The following is a 19,490-nucleotide window of genomic DNA, read 5'->3' as shown; positions in this document are numbered from 1 at the left end:
AGTAAACCGCCACCCGCGGCGCGCAACTCGGACCCGGTCAATCACGCACCCAGGGGACGTCCCTCACCCACGGCGAGGCCGCCGCCACGATCGACCACGCCGCGTCGGCGGGGACGTCGATGACGCGGTAGGCCTTTTCGCCCGCGGCGGTGGCGGCGATCAGCGTCGCCACGCCGGACCGCCGCTGGAGGAACGTCTGCCGCACCGTCCACCCGATGATGCCGGGCCCGGCGATGCAGTCGCGGCGCCGCTCGAGGCTGCCGGTGCGCGCCACCAGCCAGCCGTCGCCGACCCGGTGCCCGAGCGCGCGGACCCGGTCGGCGGCGAGCAGCGCGCAGCCCACCGCGAACACCGCCCACACCACCCACAGCCAGACAGGTGGCGCCGCAGGCACGGTTGCCACCGCCAGCACGACACCCGACGTCACCGGTGCCACCAACGCTCGGGTCCACCGTCGCCGCGCCGCGGCCGCCCCGTGGCTGCGCAGCGGTCCGGTGACCTCCTGTTCGCGGGCGATCACATCGCTCAGCACCGCGCGTGCGGTCGCCGCCGGGCAGGGCGGCAGCAGCAACGACGCCTCACCCTCACCGCCCACCCCGGTCATCACCGCGTCCAGCCGCGCACCGCCGAAGGCCCTGACCAGCAGCGGTTCGCGCAACGTGCCGCCGCGGAGCCGGCGCATGTCGTAGGTGTGTTCCCGCCGCCGCAGCAGGCCGTGTTCGAGGTGCAGGACGTCCGCATCGCGCCGCAGGAGCAGGTTGCCGTAGGTCACCAGGGACCGCAGCACCGACAGCACCACGGACGCGGTCAGCACGGCGAGCACGACTGCGGCCACCGTCGCCGCCACGCCGAAACGCTCAGCGACGTCGCGGCCGTCTTCGGCGAGGCCCGAATCACGCAGCAGCGCACCGACTCCCGCCTGATACAGCAGACCGGCCGCGGCGGCGATCATCGCCAGGCCGGTGAAGCTGAGCGGGCTGTACCGCAACCATCCCGGCTGCCAGCGCGCCAGCACGCGGCCCCGTGGTTCGGCATCGGCGGCGACGGTCAGCGAGCCGGCCAGCAGCTCGGCCCGCAGATGCGGCACCTGACCGGCCTCGACCGCGTCGAGCGCGAACGCGTCGTCCCCGCGCGCCTCCTGCCCGGTGCTCACCCGCAGCACGGTCAGGCCGAGCAACCGGTGCAGCAACCGGGCATCGGTGGACACCGATCGAATCCTGTTGCGCGGCACCGAGAGCACCCGGCGCTGCAGGACACCGGCACGCAGCTGGACCTCCTCGGCGTCGATCCGGTACGTCGTCGTGAACCACCGCGCGATCCCGACGGCGACCGTCACGACCAGCGCGGCGACCGCCCACAACGGATTCCCGGTCGCCGAGCCCAGCACCACCGAACCGATCAGCACCGGGACCTGACGCAGCACCTCGTGCACCGGGTGGACGAGCAGCATGCGCGGGCTCAGCCGCAGCCACGGCCGCTCCGGAGCCGGGGCCGTCACGTCGCGTCCTGCTCGCCGAGCGCCGCGATGTCGGTCAACTGCGCGACGATCCGTTCAGCCACCGGTGCGTCGAGCGCGACGATGCGCACCGCCCCGGCCGTCGACGCCGTCGTCACCGTCACGCTGGCCAACCCGAACAACCGGTCCAGCGGACCGCGCTGGGTGTCGACGGTCTGCACGCGCGAGATCGGCGCGATCCGGCGCTCCTGCACGAGCCAACCGGTCCGCGTGTAGACCGCCCGCGTGTCGACCGCCCAGCGGTGCACCCGATACCGCCACACCGGCACGACGCCGACGAACACGACGATGCCGAGGACCGTGCCCATCGCCGCGAGGGCGTGCAGCCACCCCGTCGCCGGGTCCGTCGCCCACCAGGCCACCTGCGCCACCACCAGCACCAGCCACGGCAGCGCCGCCGACGTCGCCCACAGCAGCGGCGCCTTGGCGCTCGGCCGGTTCTCCGGATCGGCGAGAACGACTTCGTCCATGGGTCGAGCATGGCGCATCTGGGTAGGGTTTCGGCATGACCCAATGGACCGCGTCAGACGTGCCCGACCAGGAAGGCCGCGTCGCCGTCATCACCGGCGCCAACACGGGCATCGGTTACGAGGCGGCGGCGGTGCTGGCCGGGAGGGGCGCGCATGTGGTGCTGGCCGTGCGCAACACCGAGAAGGGCCGCGCCGCGGCCGAGCGCATCCGCGCGGGGCTTCCGCACGCCGACGTGACGGTGCGCGAACTCGATCTCACGTCACTGGACAGCATCCGCGCGGCGTCGGACCAGTTGCGCGCCGACTACTCGCGGATCGACCTGCTGATCAACAACGCGGGCGTGATGATGACCGAGAAGGGCACCACCAAGGACGGTTTCGAGCTTCAGCTCGGCACCAACCACCTCGGGCACTTCGCCCTCACCGGCCAGCTGCTCGACAACCTGCTCCCCGTCGAGGGCTCGCGTGTCGTGACCGTCAGCAGCGGCGCGCACCGCTTCGGCCGCGTGGACTTCGACGATCTGCAGTCCGAACGCAGCTACAACCGCATCACCGCCTACGGGCAGAGCAAGCTCGCCAACCTGCTGTTCACCTACGAACTCAACCGCCGGCTGTCGGCCAAGGGCGCCCCGACCATCGCCGTCGCCGCGCATCCCGGTGGATCCGACACCGAGCTGACGCGGAACCTCTGGCCCGTGGTGCGCAAACCCGTCCAACTGGTCTGGGGTCTGCTGGCGCAGAGCGCCGAGATGGGTGCGTTGCCGACGCTGCGCGCGGCGACCGACCCCGACGTGCGCGGCGGACAGTATTTCGGTCCCGACGGCATCGGCGAACAGCGCGGCTATCCGAAACTCGTGCAGTCCAACGCCCGCTCGTACGACGAAGTCGCACAGCGCCGGCTGTGGAGCGTGTCCGAGGAACTCACCGGCGTCACCTTTCCCGTCTGACCATGCGGACCGTCGAAGAGCACCAGCGGGTCGTCGCGGGGCTGATCGAGAGGCGCGCTCCGGTCCGGCTGCCGATCGCCGCCACGCTGGGCCTCACGCTGGCCGAGGACATCGTCGCGCCGCTGTCGCTGCCCGGGTTCGACAACTCCGCCATGGACGGATACGCCGTCATCGCCGAGGACGTCGCGGACGCGACCGAGGACCGGCCGGCGCGCCTGCCGGTCGCCGAGGACATCCCCGCCGGGCGCACCGATGCTCTGGTGCTGCAGCCCGGTAGCGCGCACCGCATCATGACGGGCGCGCCACTGCCGCGCGGAGCGACCGCGGTGGTCCCGGTCGAGACGACGAACGGCGCCACCGACACCGTCGAGATCCGGTCCGCCGTCCGGCCCGGCCAACACGTCCGCACCGCCGGTGAGGACGTCACCGCGGGCACCACGGTGCTGCGGGCCGGGGTCGCGCTCACCCCGGCGGCCCTGGGTCTCGCGGCGGCGCTCGGCCTCGGCGAACTGTCGGTCATCCCGCCGCAGCGGGTACTGGTCATGTCGACGGGGACCGAACTGGTCGCGCCCGGGACGCCGCTGCTGCCGGGGCAGATCTACGAATCCAACGCCGTCATGCTCGCCGCGGCCGTCCGGGAGGCGGGCGGGGAGGTGATCGCCTCCACCATGACCGGCGACGACGTCGACGCGTTTCGGGCCACCCTGGACCGGTACGCCGGGCAGGCCGATCTCATCATCACCACCGGCGGCGTCAGCGCGGGCGCCTACGAGGTCGTCAAGGACACCCTGGGAGCCGATGAGGTCGAGTTCGCCAAGGTCGCCATGCAACCCGGTATGCCCCAGGGCGCGGGCCGCGTCGGCGGGACGCCCGTCATCACGCTGCCCGGCAATCCGGTCAGCGCGCTGGTCTCGTTCGAGGTGTTCCTGCGGGCGCCGCTGCGCGCGGCGATGGGCGCACCGCAGCCCGAACGTCCGCGCCGCAGCGCGGTGCTGACCGAGGATCTGACGTCGCCGCGCGGTAAGCGCCAGTTCCGCCGCGGCGTGTTCGACCAGTACACCGGCGAGGTGATGAGCTACGGGCCGCCCGCATCGCACCACCTGCGCTGGCTGGCGTCGGCCAACTGTCTGCTCGAGATCGGAGAGGACGTCGGCGAGCTGCCCGCCGGATCGCGGGTGAACCTGTGGGACCTGAGCTAGCCAGGCCGACACCTCACGCACGTAGAATCCAGCCGATGGCCAGACGCCCCCGCACCGATGACCTGAGATCCGGCCCAGAGCGGTTCATGGCGCTGGTGAAGACCACCGTTCCGCCGGTCCACCCGGCCGGCCTGCCGTTCATCGGCGCCGGCCTCGCGGTGGCCGCCGCAGGCCGCCGCAACAGGTGGGTGCGGGGCGCGGGACTGGTCGCCGCCGGCGCGAACGCCGCCTTCTTCCGGCATCCGCCGCGCGTGCCACCGACGCGCCCCGGTGTCGTGGTGGCCCCCGCCGACGGGCTGATCTGCCTGGTCGAGGAGGCCGAACCGCCCGCCGAGCTCAACCTGCCTGCCCGGCCGGTGCCGCGGGTGAGCATCTTCCTGTCGATCTTCGACGCCCACGTGCAGCGCATCCCGATCAGCGGTGAGGTGGTCGCCGTCGAACACCGGCCCGGCCTGTTCGGCTCCGCCGAGTTGGCGGCCGCCAGCGAGGACAACGAACGCAACAGCGTGGTGATCCGCACCGACACCGGCGCCCAGGTGATCGCCGTGCAGATCGCGGGCCTGGTCGCCCGCCGCATCGTCTGCGACCTCACCCCGGGCGACAAGGTGACCATCGGCGACACGTACGGGCTGATCCGCTACGGCTCGCGGCTGGACACCTACCTGCCCGAGGGCACCGAGATCAAGGTGCTGCCCGGCCAGCGCGCGGTCGGCGGCGAGACGATCCTGGCGGAGCTGCCGTGAGCAAAGGTGTGAGCCGGCGCCCGAGGGGTTTGCGGATCCTGCCCAGCGCGACCACGGTGCTCGCCATCTGCGCCGGGCTGACCTCGATCAAGTTCGCGCTCGACGACCGCCCGCATATCGCGCTGGCGCTGATCGGCGCGGCGGCGGTCCTCGACGGGATCGACGGTGGCATCGCCCGCGCCCTCGACGCCCAGTCCCGGATGGGCGCCGAAATCGACTCGCTGGCCGACGCGGTGAACTTCGGGGTGGCGCCCGCGCTGGTGGTGTACGTAACGCTGCTCGCGGACTCACCGGTGGGCTGGATGTTCGTACTGCTGTACGCGGTGTGCATAGTGCTGCGGTTGGCTCGGTTCAACGCGCTGCTCGACGAGCCGGACAAGCCCGCCTACACCCGCGAGTTCTTCACCGGTATGCCTGCGCCGTGCGGCGCCGTCGGCGTCATCGGCCCTCTGGCGGCCATGCTGCAGTTCGGCCAGGGTTGGTGGACGTCACAGTGGTTCGTCTGCCTGTGGCTCGTGGCCAACTCGGCGCTGCTGATCAGCCGGGTGCCGACGATCGCGGCCAAGTCCATCTCGGTACCGCCGAACGCGGCGCCCTTGCTGTTGATCGTCGTCGCGCTGGCCGCCGCGGGGCTGCTGCTCTTCCCCTACATCCTGGTACTGCTGGTGATCGTCGGCTACCTGTGCATCATCCCGTTCACCATCCGCAGCCAACGATGGGTGGCCGCAAGACCCGAGGCATGGGACGTCGAACCGCGGCAACGACGGGCGGCGCGTCGCGCGAGCCGCCGCGCCCAGCCGAACCGTCGGTCCATGGCCCGGCTGGGCCTGCGTAAACCCGGCAGGTGACATGACGGAGTCCGAACTGTCCGAGGACCAACCGAATCCGAGCCACCTGCGGCTCACAGCGCGGTTGAACACCTCGGCCCTCGACTCCCGGCGCGGGGTGGTGCGCCTGCATCCCGAGGCGATCGCCGCGCTCGGTGTGCGCGAATGGGATGCGGTGTCGCTCATCGGCGCACGGACCACGGCCGCGGTGGTCGGTGTCGCCCCGACGGGCACCCCCGCGGGGACGGCCCTGCTCGACGACGTGACGCTGTCCAATGCGGGGCTGCGCGAGAACAGCAGCGTCCTCGTGGCGCCGGTGACGGTCTACGGGGCGCGCTCGGTGACGGTGTCGGGGTCGCGGCTCGCCACCAACTCGATCTCGCCGGCCACGCTGCGCCAGGCGCTGCTGGGCAAGGTGATGACGGTGGGCGACACCGTCTCCCTGCTGCCGCGCGACCTGGGACCCGGCACCTCCACGTCGGCGGCGACCAGCGCACTCGCGTCGTCGGTGGGCATCACCTGGACCTCGGAACTTCTGACGGTCACCGGCGTCGACCCCCGAGGCACGGTGAGCGTCCAACCGAACTCGGCGGTCGGCTGGGGGGACGGACCCGCACCCGGGGCCGAGCTCGCCCGCCCGGCCGTCGGCGCCAGCGTCGGCGCCGCGGTCGGAGAAGCCACCGTCACCGCGCCGTCGACCGAGAGACCGGCGGTGTCCTTCGACGACCTCAAGGGCAGCCACGCGCAGGCCGGCCGGCTGACGGAATGGCTGAAACTCTCCCTCGACGAGCCGTCGTTACTCGAGACCCTGGGCGCCACCGCGCATCTCGGCGTCCTGGTGTCCGGGCCCGCCGGGGTGGGCAAGGCCACGATGGTGCGGACCGTGTGCGCGCCACGGCGACTCGTCGAACTGGACGGGCCCGAGGTCGGCGCCCTGCACGCCGAGGACCGGCTCAACCGGGTGTCGTCGGCGGTGTCGACGGTGCGCGACGGCGGTGGCGTGCTGCTGATCACCGACATCGACGCGCTGCTGCCCGCGACGCCGGAACCGGTGGGCACGCTGATCCTCAACGAACTGCGCACGGCCGTCGCGACGCCCGGCGTCGCGTTCGTGGCGACGTCGGCCAGGCCGGACGCCGTCGACGCCCGCCTGCGCGAACCCGACCTCTGCGACCGTGAGCTCGGGTTGAGCCTGCCCGACGCCGCCACCCGCAGGGCACTGCTGGAGGTGCTGCTGCGCGGCGTCCCCGCCCAGGACCTGAAAATCGACGAGATCGCCGGGCGCACACCAGGTTTCGTGATCGCAGACCTGTGTGCGCTGGTTCGCGAGGCGGCGCTGCGGGCGGCGGCGCGCGCCAGTGCCGACGGGGCGCCGCCGCAGCTCACCCAGGACGACCTCACCGGGGCGCTCACGGTGATCCGGCCGCTGTCACGGTCGGCGACCGAAGAGGTGTCGGTCGGTTCGGTGACGCTGGCGGACGTCGGCGACATGGCCGAGACCAAGCAGGCGCTGACCGAGGCGGTGCTGTGGCCGCTGCAGCATCCGGACACCTTCGAACGCCTCGGCATCGAACCGCCGCGCGGGGTGCTGCTGTACGGGCCGCCGGGTTGCGGGAAGACGTTCGTGGTGCGCGCGCTCGCGAGTTCCGGGCGGCTGTCGGTGCACGCGGTCAAGGGCGCCGAGCTCATGGACAAATGGGTGGGCGCCTCGGAGAAGGCGGTGCGCGAACTGTTCCGCAGGGCCCGCGACTCGGCGCCGTCGCTGGTGTTCCTCGACGAGATCGACGCGCTCGCGCCGCGGCGCGGGCAGAGCTTCGACTCCGGGGTGACCGACCGCGTCGTCGCGTCGCTGCTGACCGAACTCGACGGCATCGAACCGATGCGCAACGTCGTCGTGCTGGGCGCCACGAACCGGCCCGACCTGATCGACCCCGCGCTGCTGCGCCCGGGCAGGCTGGAGCGGCTGGTGTTCGTCGAGCCGCCCGACGCCGAGGCGCGACGCGAGATCCTGCGCACCGCGGGCAAATCCGTCCCGCTGGCCGACGACGTCGACCTCGACACGCTGGCCGAGGGCCTCGACGGCTACAGCGCCGCGGACTGCGTCGCACTGCTGCGCGAGGCGGCGCTGACGGCGATGCGACGGTCGATCGACGCCGCCGACGTCACCGCCGCCGACGTCGAGGCCGCGCGGCAGACCGTTCGCCCGTCGCTCGACCCGGTCCAGGTCGACACGCTGCGCGCCTTCTCCGAAGGCCGCTGACTCCTTCGACGAGACCGCAATCTTGACAGTGCCAAGTTCGAGTGGGACAGTGGACCACATCGAACTAGTCACTGTCTAGATGTCACGGGAGCCACCATGACCGTCCCCACCGCGGTACGCATCGGCGACGACGACCGCACCCGCACGGCCACCCTGCTCGGCCTGGCGCTGACGCAGGGCTACCTCGACGTGGCCGACTACGACCAACGCCTGCAGCGCGCGTTCGCCGCGCAGACCGGCACCGAACTGCACAGCCTCACCGCCGACCTGCCGGTCGCCTCGCTGCGCCGCAACGATCCCGCGCGGCAGGCCGAACGCCGCCGCGCCGCCCGTCGCGGCGTGCGCCGGCATCTCGCGGGCTACCTGGCGATGGTCGTCATCGTCCTCATGGTGTGGCTGGCCGTCGGGCTCACCGCCGGGTCCTGGTACTTCTGGCCGATCTGGCCGATCCTCGGCGCGGGCATCGGGGTCCTCGGCCACGCGCTGCCGATGCGCTACGTCGGCGGCTCCGTCTGCGGACGGGTCACGGCTCGATCAATCCCGCCCGGATGGCGTATCGGGTGAGCGCCAACCGATCCCGCAGGCCCAGCTTGGCGAGGATGTTCGCGCGGTGCCGGTCGACGGTTTTGACGCTGATGCTCAGCGTTGCCGCGATCTCGCGCGTCGAGTAACCCTCGGCGATCAGCTTGAGCACCTCCTCCTCCCGCGGGGTGAGGATGGTGTCCGGCAGTTCGTCGCCGCTGCGGGCCCGGTGCAGATAGTCACGGATGAGCGCGGTCACCGCGCCGGCATACAGGAACGGTTCGCCACGAAGCGTGGCCCGGCACGCCGCGAGCAGGTCGCGATCGGCGACCGACTTGAGCACGTAGCCCGACGCGCCTGCCTTGAGCGCTTCGAAGAAGTACTGCTCGTTGTCGTGCATCGACAGGATGAGGATCCGCACGTGCGGATGCATGCGGCTGATCTCGCGGGCGGCCTGCAGACCCGTCATCCGCGGCATCGCGATATCGAGGATCGCCAGATCGGTCGGGGTTGCGTCCACCGCTTCGAGCGCCTCGTGCCCGTCGGCCGCCTCGGCGACCACCTGCAGATCGGGTTCGGCGTCGATGATCCGCCGCAGCCCGCTGCGCACCAGCGCGTGGTCGTCGGCGAGCAGGATCCGGGCCGGCACCGCAGGCATCAACCGTCGCCGCCGCGGTATGGGATGGCCAACCGCACCTCGGTGCCGTCGCCCGGCGGCGAGCTGATCGTCAGCGCCGCATCGATCAGCAGCGCCCGCTCCCGCATCCCGCTGATCCCCGCGCCCTCCCCCGCCTCACCCACGCCGCCCCTGCCGTCGTCGGCGATGCGCAGCGTCACCTGTCCGGCGACGACGTGCAGGTCGACCCAGGCCTTGCGGGCCTCGGCATGACGGGCGATGTTGGTGAGCGACTCCTGGGCGATGCGGTAGCAGACCAGCTCCACATCGGGCGCCAGCCGTGCGGCGGGCAGCGCGATGTGTCTGACCACCGGCAACCCGGTGGCCTGGGCGAATTCGCTGCACAGCGCGTTGAGCGCGCTCTGCAGACCGAGGTCTTCGAGTGCGTCGGGACGCAACCGGCGCGCGATGCCGCGCACCTCGTCGAGGCTCGCCCGCACCGTCTCCTGGGTCTCCTCGAGCTCGCCGCGGATCTCGGCGGGCGCACGATCCACCGCGCGCTTGAGCGTGAGCAGGGCGACGGTCAACGTCTGCCCGATCTCGTCGTGCAGCTCCCGCGCGATGCGCTGCCGTTCGTTCTCCTGCGCGGCGAGCGCCGATGCGCTGGCCGTGGTGCGTTCGGTCTCCAGCCGGTCGAGCATCGCGTTGAAGGACTCGATCAGGTGGTGCAGATCGCCGCTGTTCCGATCGTCGACGCGGTCGCTGCGCCGCGGTGGGTCGACCCGCCGCATGGACGCGGCCAGCCGGTCGAGCGGGGCGAGGCTGGACCGCAGCAGCAAGGCGTTGGCACTCAACATGATCGCCAACCCGACGACCAGAACCGGGATCTCAGTGAGCCGGATGCGCGACGACACCGTGGCAGGCGACACGGCCAGGACCAGGGTGCCGAGCGTGAAGATGAGGCCGTTGATCAGAAAGACCCGGCGAAACAGTGCGGCCGCGGGGGTACGCGCCCGATTCATACCCACCAGCGTGGCGTCCCGGTCAGCGGATGTCCATACACGCCGCCGCCCCCCGGAAATGGGTGTCAGCCCCGATGGCGGCCGTCGCGTCTCGCGCGAAGGCTCGGGAGTGACCTGCAAGGAGCTGCGATGCGAATCGATCGGACGACGGTGCCCGGCGGCGGGACGCTACATCACATCGTCACCCGGGCCGGCGGTCGGCTGTGCGTCCTGGTCACCCACGACGGGGACCGGCAGGTGTTCGTCTACGACGACGACGGCAGCGACGAGCCCGCCGAGGAGCTCGTGCTGGCCCCCGACGAGGCCGACGGACTCGCCGAGATCCTGCACAGCCGGCCCATCGCCGACCGGGTCCGGTGGCTGGAACGCCGGGTGGATGCGCTGATCGGAGAACGGGGATCATGACGGCAACGGAAGCCACCCGATGGACCGCCCGATTGAATGAAGTCGCCATGCAAGCACATGAGATCGCGGTCTCGCCCCCGACCGTCCGCATGGACGATCCGGTGTCCAAGGCGGTGCAGCTCATGGTCGTCAACCGCCTACCCGGGCTGGTCGTCGTCGACGAGGCGGACCGCCCGATCGCGGTCCTGCCGGGCACGCAGGTCCTGCGCCTGGCGATTCCCGAGACCTACCGTGACGATCCGGCTCTGGTCCGCACCGTCGACGAGATCCACGCCGACCTGTTCTGGCACGGCCCCGGCCGCCTCACCGTCGGTGATTGCCTGCCCTCGCCCGTCGCGAAACCGGCGACGGTGGCGCCCGACGCCACCCTGCTCGAGGTCGCGACCGTGATGGCGACGAAGAGGAGCCCACTGATCGCCATCGTCGACAGCGCGGGCCGGCTGACCGGCGCGGTGACCCTCGAACGGCTGTTGACCAGTCTGGCTGTCGCCGGTCCGGGCGACTGACCCCGGCACGGCGAGCGCGTGTCAGCAGCTCCGGCCGTGTTGCCCTCGCCGGCCCCGGTGCTCGCCCTGGCGATCTTCGTCGTCGCGTTCTGGGTCATCGCCACCGAGCGGGCCGACAAGGTCAGAACCGTCCTCGTCGCGGCGGGGCTGATGACCCTGCTCGGGCTGATCCCCGGCGAGCGGGTCTTCTATTCCGAGCACGAGGGCATCGACTGGAACGTCATCTTCCTGCTGCTCGGGATGATGATCATCGTCGGCGTCGTGAAACAGACCGGGCTGTTCGACTTCCTGGCGATCTGGGCGGCGAAGCGCTCGCGCGGCAGACCGTACCGGCTGATGGTCATGCTGATGCTGATCACGGCGTTCGCCTCACCGGTGCTCGACAACGTCACGATCATCCTGTTGATCGCGCCCGTCACGCTGGTGATCTGCGACCGGCTACGGATCCCGCCGCAGCCCTATCTCATCGCCGAGGTGCTGGCGTCCAACATCGGCGGGGCGGCCACACTGATCGGCGACCCGCCCAACATCATCATCGGCAGCCGAGCCGGGCTCACGTTCAACGACTTCCTCGTGCACATGGCGCCGATCGTGCTGCTCATCTTCGTCCTGTTCGTGCTGTTCACCAGGGTGCTGTTCCGCAAGGACCTGCGCGCGGACGACGTGCACATGGACGAGGTGATGGCCCTGCAGGAACGCCGTGCGATCAAGGACACGCGACTGCTGGTCCGCTCGCTGGTGGTGTTGAACCTCGTCATCGTCGGGTTCGCCCTGCACTCGGTGCTGCACGTGGCGCCGTCGGTGGTGGCACTGCTCGGGGCCGGGGCCATGCTGCTGGCGACCGACATCGACGTGTCCGATGTGCTGCCCGAGGTGGAGTGGCCGACGCTGGTGTTCTTCATGGGCCTGTTCGTGATGGTGGCCGGCCTGACGCACACGGGGGTGATCGGCGCGCTCGGTTCGGTGGCCGAGTCGGCGTTCGGCGACAACTGGTTCGGGGCGGCCACCGCACTGCTGTTCGGGTCATCGATTGTGGGGGCGTTCCTCGACAACATCCCCTACACCGCGACGATGACGCCGGTCGTCGAGTCGATGGTGGCCCAGACACCCGATGCGGGTACCGGCCAGGCGCTGTGGTGGGCCTTCGCGCTCGGCGCCTGCTTCAGCGGCAACGGCACCGCCATCGCGGCCAGCGCGAACGTCGTCGCCATCGGCATCGCCGCGCGGGCCGGCCACCCGATCAGTTTCTGGCGGTTCACCCGGTACGGGATCGTCGTGACACTGCTCAGCACCACCCTGGCCTGGGGTTACGTCTGGCTGCGGTACTTCTGACGATGTCCCGTCCGCAGTGCGCCGGTGACGCCGTCAGCAACGCACGTAGAATTGACACAATCCAAAGCAGCTCACGCTGACACCCCGACCCCAATCACGATCGGAGTGCCATGCTGGCCATCCTCTGTGCCCATGCGGTCGCGACCGCGTTGGCACCCCTGATGGTGGCCAGATGGGGACGGATCGCGTTCTACCCGTTGGCGGTCGTCCCGCTGGTCTCCCTGGTCTGGGTTGCGCTGAACTGGCCCGAGCCCGGCAGCGCGCAAACCGTGAACCTGGTCTGGCTGCCCGAGCTGTCGATGGACATCACGCTGCGGTTCGACACGCTGGCCGCGATCATGAGCGTGCTCATCCTCGGCATCGGCGCCCTGGTGCTGTTCTACTGCGGCACCTACTTCCACCATCGCGACGGCCACATCGAGAAGCGCCTGCCCAGCTTCGCCGCCGAGATGGTGGCGTTCGCGGGGTCGATGTTCGGTCTCGTCATCAGCGACAACATGCTGATCCTGTACGTGTTCTGGGAGACGACGACGGTGTTGTCGTTCCTGCTGGTCGGCCACTACGCCGAACGCGCGACGAGCCGCCGCGCCGCCACCCAGGCGTTGCTGGTCACCACCTTCGGCGGGCTGGCGATGCTGGTCGGCATCATCATCCTCGGCAACCTCGCCGGCACCTACCTGCTCTCCGAGCTGGTCGCCTCACCGCCGTCCGGGGTGGCCGCCGCGGTCGGGGTGGCGCTCGTCCTCGTGGGCGCCCTGTCCAAATCGGCGATCGTCCCGCTGCACTTCTGGCTGCCCGGGGCGATGGCCGCCCCCACTCCCGTCAGCGCCTACCTGCACGCCGCGGCCATGGTGAAGGCCGGGGTGTTCCTGGTGGCGCGGATGACGCCCGGCTTCGCCGACTCCCCGGTGTGGCGGCCGATGATCCTCACCCTCGGGTTGGCGACGATGCTGCTGGCCGGCTGGCGGGCGGTGCGCGAGTACGACCTCAAACTCATCCTGGCGTTCGGCACGGTCAGCCAGCTCGGGCTGATCACCGTCATGGTCGGCACCGGCGGGCGCGACATGATGCTGGCCGGGCTGGCCATGCTGGTCGCGCATGCCATGTTCAAGGCGTCGCTGTTCATGGTGGTCGGTGTCATCGACCACTCGACCGGCACCCGCGACATCCGCCGGCTGGCGTGGCTCGGCGACCGCAGCAGGCCGCTGTTGATCATCGCCGTCGGCGCGACGGCCAGCATGGCGGCGCTCCCGCCGTTCCTCGGCTTCGTGGCCAAGGAAGCCGACTTCGAGACCGTGCTGCACAGCGCCGCACTCGGCCCGTTCGCCCCCTGGGTGCTCGCGGGCATCGTGTTCGGTTCGGTGTTCACCACCATCTACAGCCTGCGGTTCCTGTGGGGCGCGTTCAGCCGCAAAGGTCTGCACGAGCCGAGCGTGCGCGTCCGCGAGATGCACCGTCCGTCGGCGGCATTTCTCGCCGCGCCTGCGTTCCTGGCCGCGGCCGGCCTGGTGTCGGGTCTGTGGCCCGCCCCGCTGGACGCCGTGCTCGGCGAATACGCGCAGACCGTGCCCGGCGGTAAGGACTACCACCTGGCGCTGTGGCACGGCCTGAACCTGCCGCTGCTGCTGTCGGCGCTGGTGATCGCGACCGGTGTCGCGGCCTTCTTCGAGCGGTCCAAGCTGCGCCGCGCCCGGGTGGCCTACCTTCCGCTCGGCAACGCCGACCACGTCTACGACGCGCTGATCCGCGGACTCGACATGGTGTCGGTGCGGCTGACCGCGACCACTCAGCGCGGCTCCATCCCGGCCACCCAGTCGGTCATCCTCTGCACGCTGGTCGTCGTGCCCGCGGTGGCGCTGCTCCTCGGCGCGCGGGACCGGCCGGACTTCGCGCTGTGGGATTCGCCGTGGGTGGTCGTGGTCGGGCTGCTGATGCTCGCCGCCGCGGTGGGTGCGGCCGTGATGCGCAACCGCCTGGCCGCGGTCCTGTTGATCGGGGTCACCGGCTACGGCTGCGGCGCGATCTTCGCGCTGCACGGCGCGCCGGATCTGGCGCTGACCCAGTTCTTGGTCGAGACGCTGGTGTTGGTCATCTTCGTGCTCGTGCTGCGCACCCTGCCCGCGGAGGCGGAGAAGGCCCACATCAACCACAAGCGCCTGCCCCGCGCGGTGCTCTCGCTGGCGGTCGGCGTGACGGTGACGTCGCTCGCGGTGTACGCGATGGCGGCCCGCACCGGCGCCGGCATCGCCGACCTGATCCCCGACGCGGCCTATTACCGCGGCCAGGGAGCCAATGCGGTCAACGTCCTGCTGGTCGACATCCGCGCCTGGGACACCATGGGCGAGATCTCGGTGCTGCTCGTGGCGGCCACGGGCGTGGCCTCGCTGGTGTTCCGCAACCGTCGCTTCGGGACCGCGCCGCGGGTGGCGGACGCCGGTCAGCCCGACATCGGACGCATCGGCACCTTCGCCAACAGCCCGGCCGTCGGCGACATCACCTGGCTGCGCGGTAGCGAACTGCGCGATCCGCGGCACCGCTCGCTGGTGCTGGAGGTGGCGACGCGCGTCATCTTCCCGCTCATCATGGTGCTGTCGGCGTATTTCTTCTTCGCCGGCCACAACACGCCCGGCGGCGGATTCGCCGGCGGCCTGACCGCGGGTCTGGCCCTGGTGCTGCGCTATCTCGCCGGCGGCCGGTACGAACTGGGTGAGACGCTGCCGCTGGATGCGGGCAAGATCCTCGGCGTCGGACTGGCGCTGTCCGCGGGCACCGCGGTGACCTCGCTGTTCCTCGGCGCGCCCGCATTGTCCTCGGCGGTCATCGAATTCGACCTGCCGGTCCTCGGCACCGTCAAGTTGGTGACCGCACTGTTCTTCGATTTGGGGGTGTATCTGATCGTCGTCGGTCTGGTTCTCGATGTACTGCGCAGCCTGGGCGCTCAGGTCGACGTGGAGATGTCCCAACCGAACCCCGGGTCGGGCAGGTCGGCGGCGAAGGTGGGTGCGCGGTGACCACCTACCTCGTCCCCCTGATCCTGATCGGCGGCCTCACCAGCGTGGGTGTCTACCTGCTCCTCGAGCGCAACCTGACCCGAATGCTGTTGGGACTGTTGCTGATCGGCAACGCGATCAATCTGCTCATCCTCACGGTGGCCGGGCCGTCCGGCAATCCGCCGGTCCGCGGGCGCACCAGCGCCGGCGAGACGTCCACCGCTGATCCGTTGGCGCAGGGCATGATCCTCACCGCGATCGTGATCAGCATGGGCATCGCGGCGTTCGTGCTGGCGCTGACCTACCGGTCCTACAGACTGACCACCGCCGAAGAGGTCGGCAACGACCCCGAGGACACCCGCGTCTCCGAGATGGCCGCCAAGGAGGCCGCCGCCCTCGACGAGGACCGGCCGCCGGAGCCGGATCTGGCGAAGGACACCGACCTGCCAGACGAACTCGACGCACTGCCGGGTCGGGAGGGTTCCCGGTGACGCTCGCGGCCGTGCTCACGCCGCTGCCGGTCCTCATCCCGACCATCGCCGCCGCGCTCACGTTGTTCGCGGGCCGCCGCCCGGTGTTGCAGCGCGTCATCGCGCAGGTGGCACTCGTCGCGGTGGTCATCGTGTGCGCGGTGCTCGTCTACCTCACCGACCGCGACGGCACCCTGGCGCTGCATGTCGGCGGCTGGGGGCAGAGCATCCCCGGGATGGGTCCGCTCGGCATCACCCTGGTCGTGGACCGGTTGTCGGCGCTGATGCTGATGGTGTCGTCCATCGTGCTGCTGGCGGTGGTCGCGTACGCCATCGGGCAGGGCATCCGCGACGGCGACGGCCGTCAGCCGGTGTCGATCTTCCTGCCCACCTACCTGGTGCTCTCGGCCGGTGTGTGCACCGCGTTCCTGGCCGGCGACCTGTTCAACCTGTTCGTCGGGTTCGAGGTGCTGCTGTCCGCGAGCTTCGTGCTGCTCACCATCGGAGCGAGCGCCGAACGGGTGCGGGCGGGCATCTCGTACGTGATGGTGTCGATGGTGTCGTCGCTGATCTTCCTGCTCGGCATCGGGCTCGTGTATGCGGCCACCGGCACGCTGAACATGGCCGAGCTGGCCGTGCGTCTCGACGACGTCTCCGACGGGACGCGGATGGCTTTGTTCGCGGTGCTGCTGGTGGCGTTCGGCATCAAGGCGGCGGTGTTCCCGCTCTCGACGTGGCTGCCCGACTCCTACCCGACTGCACCGGCGCCGGTCACGGCCGTGTTCGCGGGCCTGCTGACGAAAGTCGGCGTCTACGCGATCATCCGGGCGCATTCGCTGCTGTTCCCCGGCGGTGGGCTGGACCAGGTGCTGCTCTGGGCGGCGCTGCTGACCATGGTGGTCGGCGTCCTCGGCGCCATCGCGCAGAGCGACATCAAGCGACTGTTGTCGTTCACGCTCGTCAGCCACATCGGCTACATGGTCTTCGGGATCGCGCTCTCGAACGATTTGGGTATGGCCGGGGCCATCTACTACGTGGCGCACCACATCGTCGTGCAGACCACCCTGTTCCTCGTGGTGGGTCTGATCGAGCGTCAGGCCGGCGCCTCGACGATGACGCGCCTGGGTGGCCTGGCCGCCGCCAGCCCCCTGCTCGCCTTCGTCTTCGTGGTGCCGGCACTGAATCTCGGCGGCATACCGCCGTTCTCGGGCTTCATCGGCAAGGTGGCACTGCTCGAGGCCGGCGCGTCCAACGGCACACCGCTGGCCTGGGCGCTGGTGGCGGGCGGTGTGGTGACGAGCCTGCTGACGCTCTACGTGGTGGCCCGGGTGTGGACGAAGGCGTTCTGGCGGTCGCGTGAGGACGCACCGGAGGGGCACCTGTCCTCCACCGCCCCCGCGGCGCTGCTGGACGACACCGCGGAATCGGAGGACATTCAGTTCGTGGACCGCGACCACGTCGGCCGCATGCCCGTCGGCATGCTGGCGCCGACCGGCGCGCTGATCGCGGTCGGCCTGGCGCTGACCGTGGCGGCGGGGCCGATCTTCGCCTACAGCGGCCGAGCGGCCGACGAGGTGATCGACCGCGACCACTACATCACCGCGGTGGTGGGTGAGCGGCCATGAAGGTGCTCGAGGGGACGAGGTGGTCACCGCGCCGGCTCGCGCTGCGCGCATGGGTGCTGTGCTGGCTGACGCTGGTGTGGATCCTGTTGTGGGGCACGCTGTCTGCGGCCAATGTCGTCAGCGGCCTGGCCGTCGCGCTGATGATCACGCTGCTGTTGCCGCTGCCGCCGGTGCCCGTGGAGGGCCGGGTTCACCTGCTGTCGCTGCTACGCCTGATCGCCACCGTGGCGTACTACCTTGTGGTGTCGTCGGTGCAGGTGGCGTGGCTGGCCGTCAAACCTGGTCCGCCGCCGCTGACCGCGGTGCTGCGGGCGCACTTCGCGGTGAAGTCGGACCTGGTGCTCGCGCTCGCGGTGAACATCGTGAACCTGACGCCGGGCACCATCGCGCTGGAGATCGACCAGACCAGGCGCGTGGTCTACGTCCATGTCATCGACGTCGGCTCCGACCGCGCGCTGAGTCGCTTCTACCGCCAGATCGGACAGTTCGAGCGGTTGCTGATCGCCGCGTTCGAACGGGAATCCGATTGGCGGCCATCGACCGAGAGGGAGGCCGATCCCGAATGAGCTGGGTCTGGATCATCGCGGGAGTGATGCTCAGCGCCGCCGCGGCCGCGACGATGTTCCGGTTGCTGGCCGGCCCGAGCACGCTGGACCGGCTTGTCGCGCTGGACACGCTCGTCGCGGTCACCATGTGCGCGATCGGCACGTGGGCCGCGTTCAGCCTCAACACCACTGTCACCTACAGCCTGACCGCCCTGGCACTCATCAGCTTCGTCGGGTCGGTCAGCGTCGCGCGTTTCCGCGTGCCCGATGTCCGCAGACCCGACAGGACACGGAGGACCTCGTGAACGCCTTCGACATCGTCGCCAGCGTCCTCGTGCTGGGCGGCTCGACGCTGGCTCTGACCGCCGCGATCGGCGTCGTCCGGTTCCCGGACACGTTGTCGCGGATGCACGCCGCGACCAAGCCCCAGGTGCTCGGTCTGCTCCTCGTGCTCGCGGGGGCGGCGATCCGCCTGCGCGGCAACGTCGACGTCGGAATGCTCATCCTGACCGGACTTTTCACCCTCATCACCGCGCCGGTGATCGCCAATCGCGTCGGCCAACTGGCCTACCACGAGCAGAACATCCGGGACGACCTGTTGACCAGGGACGAGATGCTTGAAGTCGCCGCGGAAAGGGAACACCGCGGCCATGACGACTCCTGACGGCATCGTGAGCGCGCTGGCCGTCGCCATGGCCAGACAAAGCGAGTCGCATGCCGACTGTCCGTTGTTCGACGACCCGTACGCGCAGGTGTTCATCGACGCCGCCCTGACCCGGGGGTGTCAGCTTCCCAGCGACGAGTCGGCCGAACGGATCAACGGAATCGCCAACTATGCGTCGTCGCGCACCAAGTGGTTCGACGAGTACTTCATCGCCGCGGGGGCGCACGGGCTCGAGCAGATGGTGATCGTCGCCGCCGGGCTCGACGCGCGAGCGTGGCGACTGCCGTGGGTCAACGGCACCACCGTCTACGAGATCGACCACCCCGGTGTGTTGAAGTTCAAGAACGAGGCTCTGCGTGAACACGGCGACAGTCCCTCGGTGTCCCGATACGTTCCGGTTCCCGCCGATCTCTCCGACGGGTGGCCGGACACGTTGCGCGAGGCCGGATTCGACGCTTCGGAGCCGACGGCGTGGGCAGTCGAGGGACTTCTTCCGTATGTGGCGGACGGACCGCACCTGTTGTTCGACCGCATCCACGAGATGAGCCCGCCCGGAAGCCGGTTGGCCGTCGAGGCGGTCGGACCGGGGGTCGCCGACTGGTTGACGGCGCGGGGATGGCAGGTCACGACGATCGGCGCCCAGGAGCTGATGACTCGGTACGGACGGTGCGGCGACCACAGCGACATCGACACGGGTATGAGTACGGTGTTCGTCGACGCCAGACGCAACCGCTGACTCACCCACAGCGGCGAATTCATCCACAGGCCAGATGATTTCGTGGGGTCGTGTCGGTAGCGCCTGGCAGAATCGAATGCATGTTCGATGGTTCG

The 19,490-nt window shown here is 70.4% G+C and carries 20 protein-coding genes; 16 read left to right on the top strand and 4 right to left on the bottom strand.

What is annotated here, in order from left to right; all coding sequences use genetic code 11:
* Nucleotides 1-37: 37 nt before the first annotated feature.
* Together AU196_RS08130 and AU196_RS08125 are read right to left on the bottom strand one after the other, a co-directional pair.
* The gene (locus AU196_RS08130) at nt 38-1,498 is read right to left on the bottom strand and encodes a PH domain-containing protein (RefSeq protein ID WP_059094603.1); all 1,461 of its coding nucleotides are present in this window, start codon (nt 1,496-1,498) and stop codon (nt 38-40) included.
* Entirely contained in the window at nt 1,495-1,986 is a 492-nt protein-coding gene (locus AU196_RS08125; RefSeq protein WP_157546147.1) for a PH domain-containing protein, read from the bottom strand. The genes AU196_RS08130 and AU196_RS08125 overlap by 4 nt, the downstream gene beginning before the upstream one ends.
* 35 nt (nt 1,987-2,021) lie before the next feature.
* Here AU196_RS08125 and AU196_RS08120 point away from each other — a divergent pair, with 35 nt between their 5' ends.
* The 6 genes from AU196_RS08120 to AU196_RS08095 all read left to right on the top strand — a co-directional run bounded on the left by AU196_RS08120 (nt 2,022) and on the right by AU196_RS08095 (nt 8,526).
* Nucleotides 2,022-2,933 (top strand): SDR family NAD(P)-dependent oxidoreductase, encoded by a 912-nt coding sequence (locus tag AU196_RS08120; RefSeq protein ID WP_059094601.1) that lies wholly within the window; start codon nt 2,022-2,024, stop codon nt 2,931-2,933.
* A 2-nt stretch (nt 2,934-2,935) separates the two neighbouring features.
* Nucleotides 2,936-4,132, top strand: coding sequence for a molybdopterin molybdotransferase MoeA (moeA, locus tag AU196_RS08115; RefSeq protein ID WP_059094600.1), 1,197 nt, complete (start codon nt 2,936-2,938; stop codon nt 4,130-4,132).
* Nucleotides 4,133-4,167: 35 nt separating this feature from the next.
* Complete coding sequence (locus AU196_RS08110) at nt 4,168-4,875, top strand: phosphatidylserine decarboxylase (RefSeq protein WP_059094599.1); 708 nt, start codon at nt 4,168-4,170, stop codon at nt 4,873-4,875.
* The gene (locus tag AU196_RS08105) at nt 4,872-5,723 is read left to right on the top strand and encodes a CDP-alcohol phosphatidyltransferase family protein (RefSeq protein ID WP_059094598.1); all 852 of its coding nucleotides are present in this window, start codon (nt 4,872-4,874) and stop codon (nt 5,721-5,723) included. Before AU196_RS08110 ends, AU196_RS08105 begins: the two co-directional genes overlap by 4 nt.
* 1 nt (nt 5,724) lies before the next feature.
* Nucleotides 5,725-7,962 carry an AAA family ATPase gene (locus AU196_RS08100; RefSeq protein ID WP_059094597.1) on the top strand — a complete coding sequence of 746 codons (2,238 nt, stop codon included), beginning with the start codon at nt 5,725-5,727 and terminating at the stop codon, nt 7,960-7,962.
* 96 nt (nt 7,963-8,058) lie between these two features.
* The gene (locus tag AU196_RS08095; RefSeq protein WP_059094596.1) at nt 8,059-8,526 is read left to right on the top strand and encodes a DUF1707 domain-containing protein; all 468 of its coding nucleotides are present in this window, start codon (nt 8,059-8,061) and stop codon (nt 8,524-8,526) included.
* Here AU196_RS08095 and AU196_RS08090 read toward each other — a convergent pair.
* Together AU196_RS08090 and AU196_RS08085 are read right to left on the bottom strand one after the other, a co-directional pair.
* Nucleotides 8,486-9,133, bottom strand: coding sequence for a response regulator (locus AU196_RS08090; protein ID WP_059094595.1), 648 nt, complete (start codon nt 9,131-9,133; stop codon nt 8,486-8,488). The two genes, AU196_RS08095 and AU196_RS08090, sit on opposite strands and share 41 nt — an antisense overlap.
* Nucleotides 9,134-9,141: 8 nt before the next feature.
* Complete coding sequence (locus tag AU196_RS08085) at nt 9,142-10,122, bottom strand: sensor histidine kinase (RefSeq protein WP_059094594.1); 981 nt, start codon at nt 10,120-10,122, stop codon at nt 9,142-9,144.
* A 129-nt stretch (nt 10,123-10,251) separates the two neighbouring features.
* Here AU196_RS08085 and AU196_RS08080 point away from each other — a divergent pair, with 129 nt between their 5' ends.
* The 10 genes from AU196_RS08080 (at nt 10,252) to AU196_RS08035 (ending at nt 19,395) form a co-directional block, all read left to right on the top strand.
* A complete protein-coding gene (locus AU196_RS08080; RefSeq protein ID WP_059094593.1) occupies nt 10,252-10,527 on the top strand; it encodes a cation:proton antiporter regulatory subunit in 276 nt (91 codons plus the stop codon).
* Between the two features lie 47 nt (nt 10,528-10,574).
* On the top strand, nt 10,575-11,033 hold the full coding sequence (locus AU196_RS08075) for a CBS domain-containing protein (protein WP_059094592.1): 459 nt from the start codon (nt 10,575-10,577) through the stop codon (nt 11,031-11,033).
* An 18-nt stretch (nt 11,034-11,051) separates the two neighbouring features.
* A complete protein-coding gene (locus tag AU196_RS08070) occupies nt 11,052-12,365 on the top strand; it encodes an ArsB/NhaD family transporter (protein WP_059094591.1) in 1,314 nt (437 codons plus the stop codon).
* 110 nt (nt 12,366-12,475) lie between these two features.
* Nucleotides 12,476-15,376 carry a Na+/H+ antiporter subunit A gene (locus AU196_RS08065; RefSeq protein ID WP_059094590.1) on the top strand — a complete coding sequence of 967 codons (2,901 nt, stop codon included), beginning with the start codon at nt 12,476-12,478 and terminating at the stop codon, nt 15,374-15,376.
* Nucleotides 15,373-15,846, top strand: coding sequence for a Na(+)/H(+) antiporter subunit C (locus AU196_RS08060; RefSeq protein ID WP_059094589.1), 474 nt, complete (start codon nt 15,373-15,375; stop codon nt 15,844-15,846). The genes AU196_RS08065 and AU196_RS08060 overlap by 4 nt, the downstream gene beginning before the upstream one ends.
* Nucleotides 15,843-17,450: a Na+/H+ antiporter subunit D gene (locus AU196_RS08055; protein WP_059094588.1), complete on the top strand. Its 1,608-nt coding sequence runs from the start codon at nt 15,843-15,845 to the stop codon at nt 17,448-17,450. The genes AU196_RS08060 and AU196_RS08055 overlap by 4 nt, the downstream gene beginning before the upstream one ends.
* The gene (locus AU196_RS08050; protein WP_059094587.1) at nt 17,447-18,016 is read left to right on the top strand and encodes a Na+/H+ antiporter subunit E; all 570 of its coding nucleotides are present in this window, start codon (nt 17,447-17,449) and stop codon (nt 18,014-18,016) included. The genes AU196_RS08055 and AU196_RS08050 overlap by 4 nt, the downstream gene beginning before the upstream one ends.
* Nucleotides 18,013-18,300: a monovalent cation/H+ antiporter complex subunit F gene (locus AU196_RS08045; protein ID WP_059094586.1), complete on the top strand. Its 288-nt coding sequence runs from the start codon at nt 18,013-18,015 to the stop codon at nt 18,298-18,300. The genes AU196_RS08050 and AU196_RS08045 overlap by 4 nt, the downstream gene beginning before the upstream one ends.
* Nucleotides 18,297-18,659, top strand: a complete 363-nt coding sequence (mnhG, locus tag AU196_RS08040) for a monovalent cation/H(+) antiporter subunit G (RefSeq protein ID WP_059094585.1) — start codon at nt 18,297-18,299, stop codon at nt 18,657-18,659. The genes AU196_RS08045 and mnhG overlap by 4 nt, the downstream gene beginning before the upstream one ends.
* On the top strand, nt 18,646-19,395 hold the full coding sequence (locus AU196_RS08035) for an SAM-dependent methyltransferase (protein ID WP_059094584.1): 750 nt from the start codon (nt 18,646-18,648) through the stop codon (nt 19,393-19,395). The genes mnhG and AU196_RS08035 overlap by 14 nt, the downstream gene beginning before the upstream one ends.
* The last annotated feature ends 95 nt before the right edge of the window (nt 19,396-19,490 follow it).

The organism is Mycobacterium sp. IS-1742 (assembly GCF_001500125.1).
In the GTDB taxonomy this organism is placed as follows: Bacteria; Actinomycetota; Actinomycetes; order Mycobacteriales; family Mycobacteriaceae; genus Mycobacterium.
This window is presented reverse-complemented; position numbering and strand designations above follow the sequence as displayed.

Bases quoted from the DNA above. Each gene is read 5' to 3' on its own strand.
- AU196_RS08125 (WP_157546147.1), bottom strand. From the start codon at position 1,986: ATGGACGAAGTCGTTCTCGCCGATCCGGAGAACCGGCCGAGCGCCAAG.
- AU196_RS08120 (WP_059094601.1), top strand. From the start codon at position 2,022: ATGACCCAATGGACCGCGTCAGACGTGCCCGACCAGGAAGGCCGCGTC.
- moeA (WP_059094600.1), top strand. From the start codon at position 2,936: ATGCGGACCGTCGAAGAGCACCAGCGGGTCGTCGCGGGGCTGATCGAG.
- AU196_RS08110 (WP_059094599.1), top strand. From the start codon at position 4,168: ATGGCCAGACGCCCCCGCACCGATGACCTGAGATCCGGCCCAGAGCGG.
- AU196_RS08100 (WP_059094597.1), top strand. From the start codon at position 5,725: ATGACGGAGTCCGAACTGTCCGAGGACCAACCGAATCCGAGCCACCTG.
- AU196_RS08095 (WP_059094596.1), top strand. From the start codon at position 8,059: ATGACCGTCCCCACCGCGGTACGCATCGGCGACGACGACCGCACCCGC.
- AU196_RS08085 (WP_059094594.1), bottom strand. From the start codon at position 10,122: ATGAATCGGGCGCGTACCCCCGCGGCCGCACTGTTTCGCCGGGTCTTT.
- AU196_RS08080 (WP_059094593.1), top strand. From the start codon at position 10,252: ATGCGAATCGATCGGACGACGGTGCCCGGCGGCGGGACGCTACATCAC.
- AU196_RS08075 (WP_059094592.1), top strand. From the start codon at position 10,575: ATGCAAGCACATGAGATCGCGGTCTCGCCCCCGACCGTCCGCATGGAC.
- AU196_RS08065 (WP_059094590.1), top strand. From the start codon at position 12,476: ATGCTGGCCATCCTCTGTGCCCATGCGGTCGCGACCGCGTTGGCACCC.
- AU196_RS08050 (WP_059094587.1), top strand. From the start codon at position 17,447: ATGAAGGTGCTCGAGGGGACGAGGTGGTCACCGCGCCGGCTCGCGCTG.
- AU196_RS08045 (WP_059094586.1), top strand. From the start codon at position 18,013: ATGAGCTGGGTCTGGATCATCGCGGGAGTGATGCTCAGCGCCGCCGCG.
- AU196_RS08035 (WP_059094584.1), top strand. From the start codon at position 18,646: ATGACGACTCCTGACGGCATCGTGAGCGCGCTGGCCGTCGCCATGGCC.